The organism is Azotobacter salinestris (assembly GCF_009363155.1).
GTDB lineage: Bacteria > Pseudomonadota > Gammaproteobacteria > Pseudomonadales > Pseudomonadaceae > Azotobacter > Azotobacter salinestris.
Genome location: NZ_CP045302.1, coordinates 877,870 through 892,765 on the forward strand (window position 1 = coordinate 877,870; position 14,896 = coordinate 892,765).

General features: G+C 65.8%; 10 protein-coding genes. 3 read left to right on the top strand and 7 right to left on the bottom strand.

The genetic code is table 11. The features are described 5' to 3' along the window. Window positions 1-129: 129 nt before the first annotated feature. The 7 genes from GCU53_RS04160 to GCU53_RS04190 all read right to left on the bottom strand — a co-directional run bounded on the left by GCU53_RS04160 (window position 130) and on the right by GCU53_RS04190 (window position 10,934). Window positions 130-1,881: a hypothetical protein gene (locus tag GCU53_RS04160; RefSeq protein WP_152386493.1), complete on the bottom strand. Its 1,752-nt coding sequence runs from the start codon at window positions 1,879-1,881 to the stop codon at window positions 130-132. Continuing rightward, complete coding sequence (locus GCU53_RS04165) at window positions 1,881-2,627, bottom strand: hypothetical protein (RefSeq protein WP_152386494.1); 747 nt, start codon at window positions 2,625-2,627, stop codon at window positions 1,881-1,883. Before GCU53_RS04165 ends, GCU53_RS04160 begins: the two co-directional genes overlap by 1 nt. Before the next feature lie 3 nt (window positions 2,628-2,630). Further along, entirely contained in the window at window positions 2,631-3,608 is a 978-nt protein-coding gene (locus tag GCU53_RS04170; protein ID WP_152386495.1) for a hypothetical protein, read from the bottom strand. Beyond that, a complete protein-coding gene (locus tag GCU53_RS04175) occupies window positions 3,608-7,147 on the bottom strand; it encodes a hypothetical protein (protein ID WP_152386496.1) in 3,540 nt (1,179 codons plus the stop codon). The genes GCU53_RS04170 and GCU53_RS04175 overlap by 1 nt, the downstream gene beginning before the upstream one ends. Before the next feature lie 52 nt (window positions 7,148-7,199). After that, the gene (locus GCU53_RS04180; RefSeq protein WP_152386497.1) at window positions 7,200-8,030 is read right to left on the bottom strand and encodes a KilA-N domain-containing protein; all 831 of its coding nucleotides are present in this window, start codon (window positions 8,028-8,030) and stop codon (window positions 7,200-7,202) included. A 142-nt stretch (window positions 8,031-8,172) separates the two neighbouring features. Then, window positions 8,173-9,456: a phage antirepressor N-terminal domain-containing protein gene (locus tag GCU53_RS04185; RefSeq protein WP_152386498.1), complete on the bottom strand. Its 1,284-nt coding sequence runs from the start codon at window positions 9,454-9,456 to the stop codon at window positions 8,173-8,175. A 440-nt stretch (window positions 9,457-9,896) separates the two neighbouring features. Next, window positions 9,897-10,934: an IS630 family transposase gene (locus GCU53_RS04190; RefSeq protein ID WP_152386499.1), complete on the bottom strand. Its 1,038-nt coding sequence runs from the start codon at window positions 10,932-10,934 to the stop codon at window positions 9,897-9,899. 104 nt (window positions 10,935-11,038) lie between these two features. Here GCU53_RS04190 and GCU53_RS04195 point away from each other — a divergent pair, with 104 nt between their 5' ends. From GCU53_RS04195 to GCU53_RS04210, 3 genes are all read left to right on the top strand, one after another. Further along, window positions 11,039-11,407, top strand: a complete 369-nt coding sequence (locus tag GCU53_RS04195) for a hypothetical protein (protein ID WP_152386500.1) — start codon at window positions 11,039-11,041, stop codon at window positions 11,405-11,407. 417 nt (window positions 11,408-11,824) lie between these two features. Beyond that, the gene (locus tag GCU53_RS04200) at window positions 11,825-12,805 is read left to right on the top strand and encodes an IS5 family transposase (RefSeq protein ID WP_152385958.1); all 981 of its coding nucleotides are present in this window, start codon (window positions 11,825-11,827) and stop codon (window positions 12,803-12,805) included. Between the two features lie 562 nt (window positions 12,806-13,367). Continuing rightward, entirely contained in the window at window positions 13,368-14,885 is a 1,518-nt protein-coding gene (locus GCU53_RS04210; RefSeq protein WP_152386501.1) for a transposase, read from the top strand. The last annotated feature ends 11 nt before the right edge of the window (window positions 14,886-14,896 follow it).

Genomic DNA, 14,896 nt, shown 5'->3' on the forward strand with positions numbered 1-14,896 from the left:
CCTTGAAAATCAAGGATATATGCCGATACTAGTATGAGCCTTATTTGTGCTTTCGTATTGCCGGATTAATACCGCCAAGCAGCAGACCGATAAACTCCTTTCGGAGGCTGGTGATGTCCATGCCGCTTCTCAGTGGTGCCGCTCCAGGCGCACGGTCTGGGTGACGCGGGCCGCGCCGATGCCTTCGGCGGAAATCTCGGTAGCCAGGCACAGGCCGCGCCAGGTGCCGTCGATGTCGCGCACCTCGCAGAGCATGGCCGGCTCGATCAGGGCCGGGGCGGTGGCCTCGGGGAACAGCGGCAGGGCGAGGGTGACGATCTCCTGGTTGCCGCCCTTGGCCAGCTCGGCGATGCCCCTTGAGCGGGCCGCGTCGGTGGATGTGATCAGCTCGTCGTAGACGTCCGGCGCCGGCGCATCCCCGGCGGTCCCGGCGCGGCGCACGTCCACCGCCACGCCATGGGTGGTGCCGCTGACGTAGCAGCTGTTCCACACCGGCTGCGGGCTCCATTCGCTGCCCCATTCACCGACGATCTCGGCCGGGATGATCCGCTCCATCACCTCGCCGGCCCAGGCCCAGGGCGCGGTCCGGTAGCGCGGGATCACGCTCAGGGCGTCGCTGTCGCGGGCCGGCTTGACCACCGCGCCGATGGCCTCGGCGAGGCGGGCGATCACCTGCAGGGCGGTCCGGTCCTGGTAGCTGAAGGCGCCGGCCGGAAGGGTCCAGTCCGGCGGGTACTGGTTGGCGCTGTCCCAACTCAGGGTGAAGCCGGTGTCAGTCAGCTGGTCGGCCGCCGCCTGCCGGGCATTGATGGCCACGGCGTTGACCGCCGAGCGCCTGGGCGCGTAGGGCTCGGCCAGCAGCTGGGTGCGGGATACCCCGCCGATGGTGAAGCGCTCGGCCGGGAACCTGCCCTGGCCGCTGTAGCGCTCGACCAGGAACACCCAGACGTGGCCGTTGATGGTCAGCTCCACGGCTTTCGGGCCGTTGCTGTCGGGGCGCACCAGATTGAGCGAGGTTCGGCCGAGCAGCTGGGCGCTGAACTGCCAGGCGAAGGCGTCGATATCGCGGCTGACGCTGAGGCCGGTAGCTTCCAGCGGGGTGCGCTCGGGCAGCACCACCAGCTGTACGCTGTTGGCGATCATGTAGGTCTCCAGAATGTCGGGCTCGACGGCCGGCTCGATGGCGACTACCGGGCCGTCGTAGTCCGGGTAGGCGATGCCGACGCCGGCCGGGTCCATCGGACGGCCCGGCCCCCAGCGCAGGGCGCGGCGCAGGTCGAGCCGCCGGGCCGACTGCCAGCGCGGGGCGCTGCCGCTGTCCACCGGCTGGATGGCGCGGGTCGGCGCGATATAACGGAAGTCGAAGAACACTTCGGGCGTGGTGCCCGGGCTGTAGCGCTCGCCGGCGAAGTCGAAGGCCAGCGGCCGCGTGCCGGGCAGGTAGACGCTGCGGCGCAGGGCCTCGGCCGCATCGATGCGCGGGCCGAACTCGTCGCAGCGCTGGAAGGCCTGGGCCGTGCCGGCATCCTTGCGCGCCGGCTTCGGGTTGTAGAGCAGGCGCAGGCGCACCTCGCGCGGGCGGATGCTGCGGTCCCAGCCGCTGGCATTGGCGTGGTCGCAGGGCGGTACGACATCCCAGGCTGCGGCCTTCTCGGCGGCACTGACCGGGACCGCAGTGCTCCAAGGTTGCACTCCGGAGCGGTCGCGGGCGGGGACACCACTCCAGAGACTGCTGCCGGCCCGCTCGCGGGGCTGCCCGTGTTGCCAGGCGCCGGCCAGCGCCCGGTTGCGCGGCGGCGGGCGGTTCCAGGGCGCGGCGGCCTCGGGATCGCCGGACGTGCGGGCGCGGCGCCATCCGGCGCCGATATCGGCGGTCAGCATCAGATCGTCTCGACGGGTACGGGGCCATGGGCCAGGGGACGGTGGTAGCGCACCACCTCGGCGCGGGCGCTGCCGAGGTCCTGCGGGCCGGCGAGGTTGCCGTCCCACCAGGCGGGCTCGCTGGCCGGCAGGCTGCCGGCTTCGGTGATGCGGTAGAGCCAGCCCTTGAAGACGCTCGGGCGGATCACGTCGCCCACTGCCACGGCGCGGTTCGGCTGGTAGAGGGTGCCGTAGTCGTCGAGGGCCAGGGCGTAGACGGCGCCACCAGTGACGCGCAGGTCCAGCGAACCGTCTTCGGTGCGCAGGCTGCCGGCGATGCGCCAGGCGCCGTCGGTCTGCCGCTCCACGGCGAGCACTTCGCGGGCGGCATCGAGCCCGTCGACCCGCACGCGGGCGGCAAGCGTTGCCGGGGAGCCGCCCGCTGCACCGCTACCGTCGTTGAGGTCGAGGCTCAGGGTGACGTCCTCACTGATCGTCGGGTAGCGAGCGGCAGCGCGCTTGGGTGGGGCCTCATCGGTGGCGAGCAGCAGATAAGGGCCGTCGACCGCCGAGGCGAGAAACAGCTGGCTGTCGCTGTAGCCATCGCGGGCGACGAAGGCGACCTGCAGGACCAGGCTTCCGGGCGTCAACAGCTGGGCGATTTTCTGATTGCCGGTCTGTTCGCCATCCCGGGTGATCTGAACGGTGATGCGCCGCAGGGCAAGGCCCAGGGCCAGCGGGATCGTGACGGGGGGCATGACGACCATGGTTCACTCCCAGTCCGCCGCATCCAGGCTGACGAAAAACCCCTGATCGAGCGTGCTCGGGAACAGCGGCATCAGTTGCTTGCCGTTGGCCAGCGTGACCACCGTCACCCGGGCCTGCCAGGTATTGCTCGAGCCCAGCAGCGGCAACACCTGCGAGGCCGGCGCCCCGCTCAGCACCGGCTCGCTGAGGATGCCCCGCAACTGCCCGCAGAATACGGCCGCGGCAGAACTGGCTCCGCCGGAAATCCCTGCCCCGTACCCCAGCAATCCGGCGCGGATCGGAACCAGCCGATCCGGCTGCAGCGGACTGCGGCTCGTACCGGCCCCCGACTGGTAGGCCGCCCCCAGGCAGGCGTACAGGGGGCCTGTCCCCTGATCCGCCAGTCCCGTGAACGGATTGCGCAAAACGGCGCCGCTGAATCCGATCAGTGATCCAGTGCCCGAACTTGAGGAAGATGCAACCCCTCCGAGCGAGCAAAAACCGCCGAGCCCAGCGGCATTGAGGTAGCGCCCGAACACCTGCGCGAAACAGGACCCACTACCGTCCGCCGTGCTTGTACCGTAGCCGAGCTGCAGAATGCACGTCTTGTCGTCCGCCACCACCGCCCAATGCGGGTTTGCTCCCGCCGTGAAGTTCGCCGAGTAGAAGACCTGCCGCCTGTTTTCCGTGGAGCCGTCGTACCAGGGCCCGCTGCGCCGGTTGACGCCGCCCGCCAGCGCCGTGGAGCCGTCGGTGATGGCCTCCATGATGTACGCGGCGTAGGAGGAGTTTCCCAGACTCACGAGGTTGACGAAGCCCTCGCCGTTGCCCAGCGAGAAGCCGTCGGCATGCTCGTGGCCGACCGCCCAGCCGGCTGCCGGCTTGCTGCCGTAGCCGTTGACCAGGCAGGCCAGCAGGATCTGCTTGACGCGATCAATGATCCGGCTGCCGCTCAGCGCGGGTGCCCCGGTATCCAGGCTCGAATAGAAACGCACGGTCATCAGTCCGCATCCCCCCTGATCTGAATCCGAAATTGGTCATCCTCGACCGTGCCCTGTCCGCTCAGCACGGTGCGCACGATCCACAGCGGGCCGAGGCAGCTGTCGGTGTTGAAGCGCATGGCGTTGCCGGCCGCCCAGCCCGAACCCCAGCCGGCGGCGAGGATGGTGAAGTACGGCACCCCGGTCGCCGGGTTGGTCGGTGCGCAGTCGCTGGCGGTGTTGCCGGTGGTGATCACCCCGAGCTTTTCCTCGACCACGTTGAATGCCGTGGCCGAGGTGAAGACGATGGCCCACTTGCCGGCGATGGCGCCCTTGTTGGTCACCACCGGCGGATAGTTGAGGCTGTTGTAGTTGCTGGTGGTGCTGTCGCCGCTGGGACTGTCGGTCCAATTGGGCGCGCCGCTGTTCCAGGTCTTCTGGGTGTACCAGGTGTGCAGGCGGGCCTGCAGGTCGCCCCAGGCCACCGCGCTGGACACCTGGGTTTCGCCGGCCGGCAGGTCCCAGGGCAGCGGCGCGCCGACGCCGAGGGCGCCGGAAATCTGCACCTCGCTGCATACCGCCATGTGCTCGACCCGGTCGCGGATGGTCAGCGGCAGGACCAGCGGGTTGCCGCCGGCATCCTGCACCACCAGCGGGTTGGCCCAGGTGACGCTGCCCAGCTCGCGGTCGGCGGTGTACTGCGCCGGGTCCAGGGCGAGGCCGGCGGCATCCACCACCTCGATGGCGGCCTGCTGCGCGCGGGCCAGGGTTTCCGTGGTGCCGGCCAGCGGGCTGGCGACCGTCGTCTCGGCCGTGTGGTGGATCACCAGCACATCGCCCTCGCGGTAGATCGGCACCCGGCCGTCGGCGGGCAGGCGCACCGGGTCGAGGCCGATCAGCTCGGCATTCAGCGGCAGGCTGCTGTAGAGGACGGCGTTGTAGCGCAGCAGCGCCGGAATCACCGGGATGTCGCTCGCCCCGCTGGTGTCGTCCGGGTCGCTGGTGAACTTCAGGCGGACGATGCCGGTTTCCACGTCCACCGTGCCCCAGATCACCGGGCCGCCGAAGGTCCCGTTGGTGTCTGCCGTGGCGGTGACCACCTCGGCGGTGTCGGTACGCACGGCGGTCAGCTGCAGGCTGGCCGGGCGCAGCGGCGCGCCGGGCGTGCGAAAGGTGACGTCGACCACGGCAAAACCGCTGTTGCTGGTCAGGCAGCCCTGCACGTCGATGCTCGCCGTCTTGCCGCTCGGGTAGCTGCTCAGGGTGGCGGTGCCGCCGGCGTAGTCGACGGCGCCGACCGCGCTGCCGGCGTTGGTGCTGCTGCTGATGCCCTTGTAGAGCACGCCGTCGCGGTCGACGTAGGTGTCGCCGCCCCAGGCCAGGATCAAGGAGCCGGGCACGATGGGCTCGGCGACGTTGGGCAGCAGGTCGAAGGCCAGCGGCGGCGCGGTCTGGCTGTCGGTCTGCGCGCCGTAGCTGACCCCGGCCGGCTGGGCGCGGGCGACCAGGGTGCCGCCGTACTGCTCCTGCAGGCTGGTGGTGGTGCTCTTCAGCTCGGTCGAGGTGAAGGGCCAGCCGCCGGTCTGCTTGTAGGTGTACTCCTTGTAGGCGTAGCTCTCCTCGACGCGCAGGGTGAAGGCGCCGGTGGCGTAGTCGAGGGTGCCGCTGACGCCGACCCAGCCGCCGCTGCCGTTGTCGGCCACCGCGCGGTCGAGGACGAGGGTTTGCTCGTAGGTCGACTCGGTCGCCGACGAGGGCACGGCCTGGCGCTGCAGCACCGACCAGCTCATCCGCACGCTGCCCGGCTGCAGCGGCGCGCCGGGAATGGTGCCGGACACGGTGCCCGCGGCATCCGGGGTCACGCTGAGCACGCTGTCGGCGACGCTGCCCTGCTGGTAGCTGTAGCTGATGGCGCTGCCGCTGTCCGGGGTGGCGGTCAGCTCCATGTCTAGCTCGCCGGTGGCGTAGACGATGGTGCCGCTGGCCTGCCCGCTCAGGGTGCCGGCGCCGGTGTCGGTGATGGTTTTGGTCACCCCGCCGACCAGATAGGTGGCGGTCAGGCTGCCCGGCTGGATACCGTCGTGGGGCAGGCGGTGACTGATGCGCGCCTTGGCCGCGACGCTCGCCCCGGTGCGCTGGGTGTAGGCCGCGGCGTTGTCGCCGACGTAGCTGTAGATGAGCGATGAACCGACATCCGGCAGCGCCGCCAGGGTGACGGAGACGCTGCCGGTGGCGAAGTCGATGCTGCCGCTGCCCTGCCCGCCCAGTTCGCCGTTGCCGGCGTCGCTCAGCTCCTGCCAGTTGCCGAGGGCCAGGTAACTGACCGTGAGGGTGCCGGGCTTGGGCTTGGCGTTGGCCAGGTTCAGGGTGTAGACGTAGCCGCGGCTGGCCAGGTCGACGGGGATCTCGCCGGTCACCGTTTCGCCGGTCACCGCGGCGGCCGGGGTGTAGGTCACGCTGGCCGCGCCAGTGAAGGTCGTGGCCTTGTAGGCGTCGATCTGCCCGGTGACGTAGTCGACGGTGAGCTTGCTGAAGGTGTTGCTGCCGCTGACGAAATTCAGGTTGCCCTTGCGGTCGTCGGCATAGACCCCGCCGTTGACGGTCAGGGTGATCGAGCCGGGCAGCGCGCCGGTGCCGAGGAAGGACCGCGACTGGCCGCTGACCACCTGGGCGAAGGTCAGCGCCGGCGAGCGGGCGGCGCCGCAGGCCAGATATTGGCGGCGGCTGTAGCCGGCCAGCTGGTCGAGCAGCGCGGTTTCCTTGTTGGTGCTGGGCACCAGGGCGGCATAGACCGACTCGACCTTGAGGGTCAGGTCGCCCTGGGCCACGGCCTCGGCCAGCGGGCTGATGCCGTAGTACTTCGCCGCATCGGCCACCTGGGTGGACAGCACCGAGGCCTTGGCCTGGCTGGCGGCGTTGGTGGCGGTGGTGCCGGCCGGGTTGACGCTGCCGCCCGGGTAGGTGGCCAGCAGCGCGGCGCTGATCCCCAGCTGCAGGCGCCGGCGCGGCAGGGTCAGGAACTGGCCGGAGGCGTATTCGTAGATGAAGTTCTCCAGCGTGGCCTCGACGCTGGTGATGCGCACGTACTGGCTGGTGGTGCCGTTGACCAGCTGGTAGACCTCGCCGATTTCGGGAATGCGGTGTTCCTCGCGCTGCACGCCGGCGATCGAGCGCTGGCCGGCCAACTGGTTGCCGAGCAGCTCGAAGGGCGCGGCGGTGGCCGGCACCACGTAGTTCTCGATGGCGCTCCGGGCGTCGTCGCGCTCGTCGGTCTGGCTGCCGGAATTGAACAGCAGCACCGAGACGCGCGGATCGGCCGGGGCCTGGGTAAGGATGCAGTGGGCGCCCAGATAGGCGTCGGCGTTGTCGGTGAGCACGCCGGCGAAGCCCTTGCGCAGGTTGATGCGGCCCAGGGTGCGGTCGAGGCGGCTGATGTCGGGGAACAGGTTGTTGACCTCGCCGTCGACCACGGCGGTGCCGGTGGCGCGCCCGCCGCCGTCGGCCTCGTCGGTCAGGCGCTGGGATTTGAGCAACTTCACGTCGCTGGCGTTGATGGTCATGCGGAACTCCGGGCATGAAAAAGCCCGCACGGGGCGGGCTTGGGAATTGGCGTTACCCTCGGGCCACCGGCTTGAGCAAACCGCCCAGTTCCGTGGCCGCCTTGCGCAGCTCGTCCAGCAGCGATTCTTTCCAGCGCAGGACCCGCACCGGCGCGCCGTCGTTGTGCTGCCGGCCGGTATCCTCGTAGGCGCAATGCGGCTCGCCTTTCGGCGTGGGCCGCCAGGCCGGGCTTTCCCCCGCCGGGGCCTTGAACTGGAAGCCGCAGCGCATCAGCAGGCTGTTGAAGGTTCGCGCCGACATGTTGAAGCGGGCGCCCAGTTGTTGCGGGGAGAAGGTCAGATCGGCCTCCGCCGCCGTCAGCGAGGGCAGCCCCAGCAACTCGATCGGGCCGATGCCGATCTGGCGCCTGACCAGCTTGTCGGCGTAGAAGCGGCCCTGGTTGTCCCGCAGGCCCAGCAGGTTGGCCAGCCGCAGGGAATGCTCGGTCATGTCCGCCACGGTCTTGACCAGCTCCAGGCGGGTGAACTGGAACTCCCTGAAAACGCCCTGGCTGAACTCGCCGCCGACCGCCTGTTTGTGGCCGGTGACCACGGCGTCGAAGGTGCGGATAACCTTGACGTGGAACGCGGGGCTGATTCGCATGGCGTAGGCGTACACCAACTCCTTGCAGACGTAGGTACCGCCGTTACGACCCTCCAGGGTAACTACCGGATTTCCGGTAGTTTCCAATTCGGAAACAAGCTCTTTGGTCTGCTGGTTTGCCAGCCAGTAGCTTGGGCCATGGCGTTTCTCCCCGCCGCTCGCCCGGTGCAAATCGTTCAGGCAGTAGCGGCCTTCGGCATCCTGACGGATGGTGGTGTTGGCGATTACCAGATCGTTCATTTCGCATTCTCCTTAAAAGTCAGCGGGTATAGCTGCCCGTGCCGCTGGGGTTGCCCAGCAGCAGGGTCGGTTCGGAACAGGCGGTGTCGAGGGACGCCCGAGGGGCGCCCCGCTCAGGGGATGGCGCAGGCCGGGCCGGGCGTCAGGCCCGGTGGCCCTTCACGCCAACGAATTTCTGGAGGCGCCGACGATCCTGCTCGAAGCCTTCTATTGCCTGGCGCGCATTGCCGACCATCAGCCGGATGGCCATGTCCATCTGGAGCATCAGGTTCTGATAGGAGCGCAGCTCGTAGAAGGCGCCATCGACGCGGTAACCGGCGTTGTGCAGCTTGTCCAGCAGGTCGCAGCAGGGGGAATAGCCGCTCGACAGCAGATCCCCATAGCCGACCACCAGATCCGGGCTGTTCGGGTTGTCGTGGCGGAACTGCTGGGGGTTGCGGGCCTTCCAGTCCTCGATGGGGTAGTCGATGTCGAGGCGGCCCACCCCCTTCGGCGCCTCCGGCTCCAGCAGCTCGCCCTCCAGCACGATGCGCGCCACCAGACTCACCGCCTCGGTGAACCGCTCCGGGGCGATCTCCTTGTAACCGCAGCCGAACTTGGACTTGAGCGCCGACCAGCAGCGCGTCGCCGCCCTGCCCCGTTCCAGCTCGGGCAACGCCTCGATGCGTGCGGCCACCAGCGCCTTGAGCGCGCCCTGCTGCTCGCCGGACAGCCCGCCCGGCAGCGCACGTGGCGCCGCGACGGGCATGAACTGCTCCAGGGCGGCTTCAAGCCACAGACGCAGCGGTTCGGCCCGCGCCGGGCTGGCGTGATGCAGGGCCAGCTCCAGCCCGGGCCGGTCGATCAGGCTCAGTCGCTTGTGGCCGACCTGCCGCAGCGCCTTGTGCTCGCTGCGCAGATGGCGGGTGAGGCAATGGCCGTCGCGCATGTCCAGGGCGCGAGCCACATCGACGGCGACGAACCACAGCGCCGCGCCCTCGGGGACGATGCGGAACGGGCGGTCGTTGTAGGTGAGGTGGATGGGTTCGGCGGTGGCTGGAGCCACCGTGCGCGGATTAACCGCCTCGCCCTGCTGCCAGTAGGCGGCCAGCGCGGCGAAGCATTCGCGCTGATACTGCACCAGTCGCTCGCGGATTTCGGGTTTGACGCGGGAGGCATCCACGCCGAACAGCCAGCCGTTGAGGTAGTCGAGGGGGAGGCAGATCGTTTCCTGTTCGCCACCAGTGGAAGGGGTGCGTATTACACGCATACCTTCCTTGAGGACTTCGTGACGCTGGATGCGCTCGTTCTGACCACGCCAAGAAAGGCCGATGGCTTCGCAGATAGGTTTCATCGCTACGAGGTGTTCGCCTGCGGGCGTGGTGATGACGGTGAGATCGTGTCCGTGAAAGCTGACAGTGTCGAGCTGGCTGATGATGGCCGACATGGTGTTTTTTCCTTTGCAGTCCGTTGACCGCTTCCCAAACGCCAATTTGGGTGAGCGGAACCGTGCGGGTTGGCGTACCGGGCAAAGGGACCGGCGGGTCCGAAGACCCCCACACACGGCCCGCCCATAACGGGTGCAGCCATGTCGCGGGCACAAAAAAACCGCATATGAGCGGTTTCGTGACCGCCTTTGCTACCGGGACGCCAATCCCAGGCTGCCGATTTGGCGACAGCGGGCAAACCTTAGTCATAAGGACGTAAGGAGTCAATCACGGCTTCAGCCGGGATTGCTGGAGTGATGGCACACTGGACTTGCCTGAACCTGCTGCCCATGGTGTATAACGGTCCTACAGAGTCACCATTGCCGCGAAACCAGCGAGCTAGACAGTGAGGACGGGAGTGGTCAGGAATGTTATTAATCCGGCAATCCAATACCCCAAATCATGCCGCATAGGCTATTTTGGGGTGCCTGAAGTACGAGCGAATTCGCTCGGGCTTTGATTGCAGGCGGCGCATGACCGAACGAACACGTCCTTCCAGAGCCTCCCGGCTTCTCGCGCTCGGCCCGCTGCGCACCTGCTGCTTGAGGTCGCCATTGAGGTACTCGTCCGGGTTGAGCTCCGGGGCGTACGCAGGCAGAAAGAACACCTCGATCCGCTCTCGTCGCTCGCCCAGCCAGGCTTTCACTGTCTTGCAGTGATGCACGCGCAGGTTGTCCAGGATCAGGAACACCTTGCGCCCTTGGGTGTCCCGGATCAGCCGCCCCAGGAAGCGGATCAACACAGTCGCCGTCATGGTTTCCCGGTACAGCATGAAGCGCAGCTTGCCCCGGTTGGTCACCGTCGAAATCATGTTCGTGGCAAAGCGGCTTCCACTGACCTCGCGTACCGGCGTTCGCCCTGTCGGGGCGTAGCTGCGCCCCGCGTGGCTATCGCTGCGCAAGCCGGTTTCATCGCCCCAGTGAATCTCGCCGCTCTCGGCCTTGGCACGCTGTTCGATCTTCGGGTACTCGGTCTTCAACCAGCGCTGTATCGCCTCGGGCTGCTGCTGATAGGCGCGCTTCAACGGCCGCTGCGGGGTATAGCCCCAACGCTTGAGGTATTCGCCGACCGTCCGGATCGGCATCTGAAAACCACAGTGCAGGGCGATCAGGGCCTGTACCGCCTCCCGAGTCCAGAGCGCGAAAGCGAGCTTCAGCTGGTCTGGCATGGTATCGAGCAGCAACGTGCGAATCAGCGCCTCCTGCTCCGGGCTGAGGCTGCGGCGCTCTCCTGGCAGTGACCCGCGCTGGCCACCCTCGATGGCAGCCGCCTTGCCCTGGCGCTGCGCCACCTCAACCCAGTGCGCCACGGTGCGCAGATGAACGCCAACGGCTTCGCCGATGGCTCGGTAGGTATACCCCTGCTCGCGCATGCGAAGGGCGATGGCGCGTTTTTCGCGCTGTTCCAGGGGGCTGAGGCTTCGGGCGTCACGGGTCATCGGGAAAATGCTGATTATGCCCTATTTTATTGCCGGATTAATATACACCATGCCCGTTCAGGTAGTTATGCACCACTTGGTGTCTAATAATAGTTAGAGCTCTCATGACTGCGCACCGCCTCCGCTCTCTCATTCTTGCCGCATGCATAGCGCTGACCGTTGCCAGTGGCGTATTCTTTGGCCTTTTCTCGTGTGGCGGCTATTACTGGCATTGGCAGTTTCACGATCTTCTTGAGCTATCCACATCTACTGCGTGGGTTGTTGCCACCATCTACATTTATCGAAAGACTCCAAAAGCTGATCGCAGGCTTTTCCCCACCATCGGCTTGTGCCTCGGTTTCTATTTCGCCATCCATATTCTGTTCTTCACCATCATGGCATCAGTTGCCCCGTTTTATCCGGCACCGCCAAAGTCGCTTGGTGAGTGGTGGCAGGGCTTTTTGTTCACATGGCAAGAGGGTGTGCCGTGCTAAATCCGAGCTCTAACATGGCGCTCAACCTCGCTCCCTTCGGTCGCTGGACGCTGCGCGATAAAGCCGCGCAGCGCCGGTTAGCTCTACGTTATGTGCAAGGAGTGCATTTAGGCCGATAGGGGTAATAGGTGGGGGACTGGCAATCCCTATGGCGCTTGTTGGCTCCGTAGCCCTTCTGCTGCTTTTGTTGCGTTACGCAAGTATCAATTTGATTCCATCGGATCAAAACAACATTAAGGAGGTGTCTATGGTAAAAACATTAACTGCTCGTACTCGTGTGTTCTTCAGCTCAGTCTTTGAAACAACATGGGCTATCGGAGTCGGCGGCGTTGTTGCACACCTATCGACCTAAGGAAATCCTGAAAAAGACTTCCCGATTCTGGTGAAATACACCCGCTCCCTTGTCCGAGTTTCCCGATGAAGCAACTGTCCTTCGCCGATGCCGAGTATGCCGGCAAGCGCAAGCAGACCCGCCGCGAGCGCTTCCTGCTCGAGATGGACCAGGTGGTGCCGTGGCAGGGGCTGATCGCCCTGATCGAGCCCTACTATCCCAAGGGCGAAGGCGGTCGGCCCGCCTACCCGCTGGCAGCCATGCTGCGCGTGCACCTGATGCAGAACTGGTTCGGCTACAGCGATCCGGCGATGGAGGAAGCGCTGTACGAAACCACTCTCCTGCGCCAGTTCGCCGGCCTGAGCCTGGAGCGCATCCCGGACGAAACGACCCTCCTCAACTTCCGTCGCCTGCTGGAGAAGCACGAACTGGCCGGGGGAATACTGGAGGTGATCAACGGCTATCTGGGCGAGCGCGGACTGTCGCTGCGCCAGGGCACCATTGTCGACGCCACCCTGATCCATGCGCCGAGCTCGACGAAGAACAAGGACGGCAAGCGCGACCCGGAAATGCACTCGACGAAGAAGGGCAACCAGTACTACTTCGGCGCAAAAGCTCACATTGGTGCCGACGCTGAGTCGGGTCTGGTGCACAGCGTGGTGGTCACGGCAGCCAACGTGGCAGATGTCACCCAAGTCGACCAACTGCTGCATGGCGAGGAAAACGTAGTGAGTGCCGATGCGGGCTATACCGGCGTAGAGAAGCGCCCCGAGCATGAAGGTCGGCAGGTCATCTGGCAGGTCGCGGCCCGGCGCAGTACCTACAAGAAGCATGGCAAGCGTAGCGCCTTATACAAAGCGATCCGCAAGATCGAGAAGGCCAAGGCCCAGGTACGAGCCAAGGTCGAACATCCGTTCCGCGTGATCAAGCGCCAGTTTGGCTACACCAAGGTGCGCTTCCGGGGATTGGCCAAAAACACGTCACAGTTGGTGACGCTGTTCGCCTTGTCGAATCTGTGGATGGCGCGCCGATATTTACTGGCGAATGCAGGAGAGGTGCGCCTGTAATGCGGGAAACGGTTGCTGCGACGTGCTCGCGGCAGCTAAAAAACGCAGAAACGAGCGGGTGATCTGATCGTTTTTGATCGATTCTCCGCTTTCAAAGTCGGCGGGGGGCTGAAGTCAGCCAGAAATACATGACTACTTCAGACCATCCCTAAGTGCGCTCATAAATTCAGGAGTTACTTCTATGAAAGGTACAAAAATCTGGGCGGTGACTCTGGTGTTGCCTATTATGAAATTGGGGGTGAATCGATAACCGTGCAATTTACAACTGGCGCGACATACATATATAACTACCAGAGTGCAGGTCGACATCATATAGAGCAAATGAAAGCCCTGGCCATCGCCGGCCACGGGCTCAATAGCTATATCAAAAGGTATGTCAACAGAGGCTACGCGGGAAAACTGCGCTAGCACATAACAACTGGTTCAAGTCGCTCGCTTTGCTCGCTGGGACGGGCTAAAGCCCGCCCCTTAACCAAACGTTGAGGCTGTAGAAAAACCTGCTATCGGTCCGTGTCGGGCCTGATACCCTTCGACCCATCCATTCGCAGGGAGGCGCGAGGCGATGCCTCGGTTCAAGTCCGTTCACAAGGGGTTAAAGCTGCTCCCCGTGGATTTCGACAAGCAGTTGCTGCCCGGCAGCTTCGAGCATGCCCTGTGTTACCTGGTCGACCACGAACTGGATCTCTCCGGCTTCCACGCCCGCTACCGCAACGACGTCGAAGGCGCTCCGGCCTTCGATCCGGCCGTGCTGCTGAAGATCGTTCTGCTGGCCTACAGCCGCGGCATCGTCAGCAGCCGCAAGATGGAAGCCGCCTGCCGCGAGCATGTGCTGTTCATGGCCGTATCCGGCGACAGCCAGCCGCACTTCACCACCCTGGCCGCGTTCGTCTCCAACATGGGCGACCTGGCCGCCAAGCTGTTCGCCCAGGTGCTCGCCGTCTGTGACCGCCAGGGCCTGATTGGCCGCGAGATGTTCGCCATCGATGGCGTGAAGCTGCCGAGCAACGCCAGCAAGGCCCGCAGCGGCACCCGTGCCGACTTCCTGCGTCAAGCCGAGAAAATGGAAAAGGCCGCCCGGGCGATGATCGAGCGGCAGCGTCAGAGCGACCATAGTCCGGAGGGCGAGGATCAGCGTGCTGCACGCCAGCTCGAGCGCCTGCAAGCCAGTGCCCGGCAACTGCGTGCCTGGCTGAATGACAATCCGGAGGACCACAAGGGCGTGACCGGACGGGTCAACCTGTCCAATCGCACCGACAACGAGTCGGCCAAGATGGCCACCGGCAAGGGCGTGATCCAGGGCTACACCGGGGTCGCGGCGGTGGACGAGAAGGCACAGATCATCGTCGAAGCCCAGGCCCATGGCACCGGCGCAGAGCAGGCGTTGCTCGGCCCGGCGGTCGAGGCTACGGCCCATGTCCGCTCCCCCGACACCTGCTACACCGCCGATGCCGGCTACCACAGCCGAGCCGGACTCGAACAACTGAGCGCAGCCGGCATCCCGGCCTATATCCCCGACAACGGCTATCGTCAGCGCGACCCGCGCTATGCCGGGCAGGAGCTGCACCTGAGCAAGCCCGACCCGCTCTGGGACAAAAACCCCAAGCCACGTGCTTCCAAACTGTATACGCCCGCCGATTTCCGCTTCGATCCGGAGCAGAAAACTTGCGTGTGTCCGGCCGGTAAGTCGCTGTACGGCAACGGCAGCCACTGTTTGATCAAGGGCCTGCGGGCCATCAAGTTCCAGGGCGCCATGCGCGACTGCCTGGCCTGCCTGCAGCGCGCGAAATGCCTGCGTAACCCGGAGAAAACCGCGGCACGGCAGGTGGCGTTTTTCCTGCCCAGGGCTCAGCGGGAGGACGATGTGCTGGAGCAGATGCGTCAGCGCATCGACAGCCCGCAGGGGCGCGAGATGATCGGCCGGCGCTTCGCCACGGTGGAACCGGTGTTCGGCAACCTGCGCTACAACAAGCGCCTGGACCGCTTCACCCTGCGGGGCCGGGAGCGCGTGGACGGGCAGTGGAAGCTCTATTGCCTGATTCACAACATCGAGAAACTGGCGACCCACGGGGCCTGGCAATGAGTGCCGGCCCC

Coding starts and splice junctions, on each gene's coding strand:
- GCU53_RS04200 (WP_152385958.1), top strand. CDS start 11,825: ATGAAGCAACTGTCCTTCGCCGATGCCGAGTATGCCGGCAAGCGCAAG.
- GCU53_RS04190 (WP_152386499.1), bottom strand. CDS start 10,934: ATGACCCGTGACGCCCGAAGCCTCAGCCCCCTGGAACAGCGCGAAAAA.
- GCU53_RS04195 (WP_152386500.1), top strand. CDS start 11,039: ATGACTGCGCACCGCCTCCGCTCTCTCATTCTTGCCGCATGCATAGCG.
- GCU53_RS04180 (WP_152386497.1), bottom strand. CDS start 8,030: ATGAACGATCTGGTAATCGCCAACACCACCATCCGTCAGGATGCCGAA.
- GCU53_RS04175 (WP_152386496.1), bottom strand. CDS start 7,147: ATGACCATCAACGCCAGCGACGTGAAGTTGCTCAAATCCCAGCGCCTG.
- GCU53_RS04185 (WP_152386498.1), bottom strand. CDS start 9,456: ATGTCGGCCATCATCAGCCAGCTCGACACTGTCAGCTTTCACGGACAC.
- GCU53_RS04210 (WP_152386501.1), top strand. CDS start 13,368: ATGCCTCGGTTCAAGTCCGTTCACAAGGGGTTAAAGCTGCTCCCCGTG.
- GCU53_RS04165 (WP_152386494.1), bottom strand. CDS start 2,627: ATGGTCGTCATGCCCCCCGTCACGATCCCGCTGGCCCTGGGCCTTGCC.
- GCU53_RS04170 (WP_152386495.1), bottom strand. CDS start 3,608: ATGACCGTGCGTTTCTATTCGAGCCTGGATACCGGGGCACCCGCGCTG.
- GCU53_RS04160 (WP_152386493.1), bottom strand. CDS start 1,881: ATGCTGACCGCCGATATCGGCGCCGGATGGCGCCGCGCCCGCACGTCC.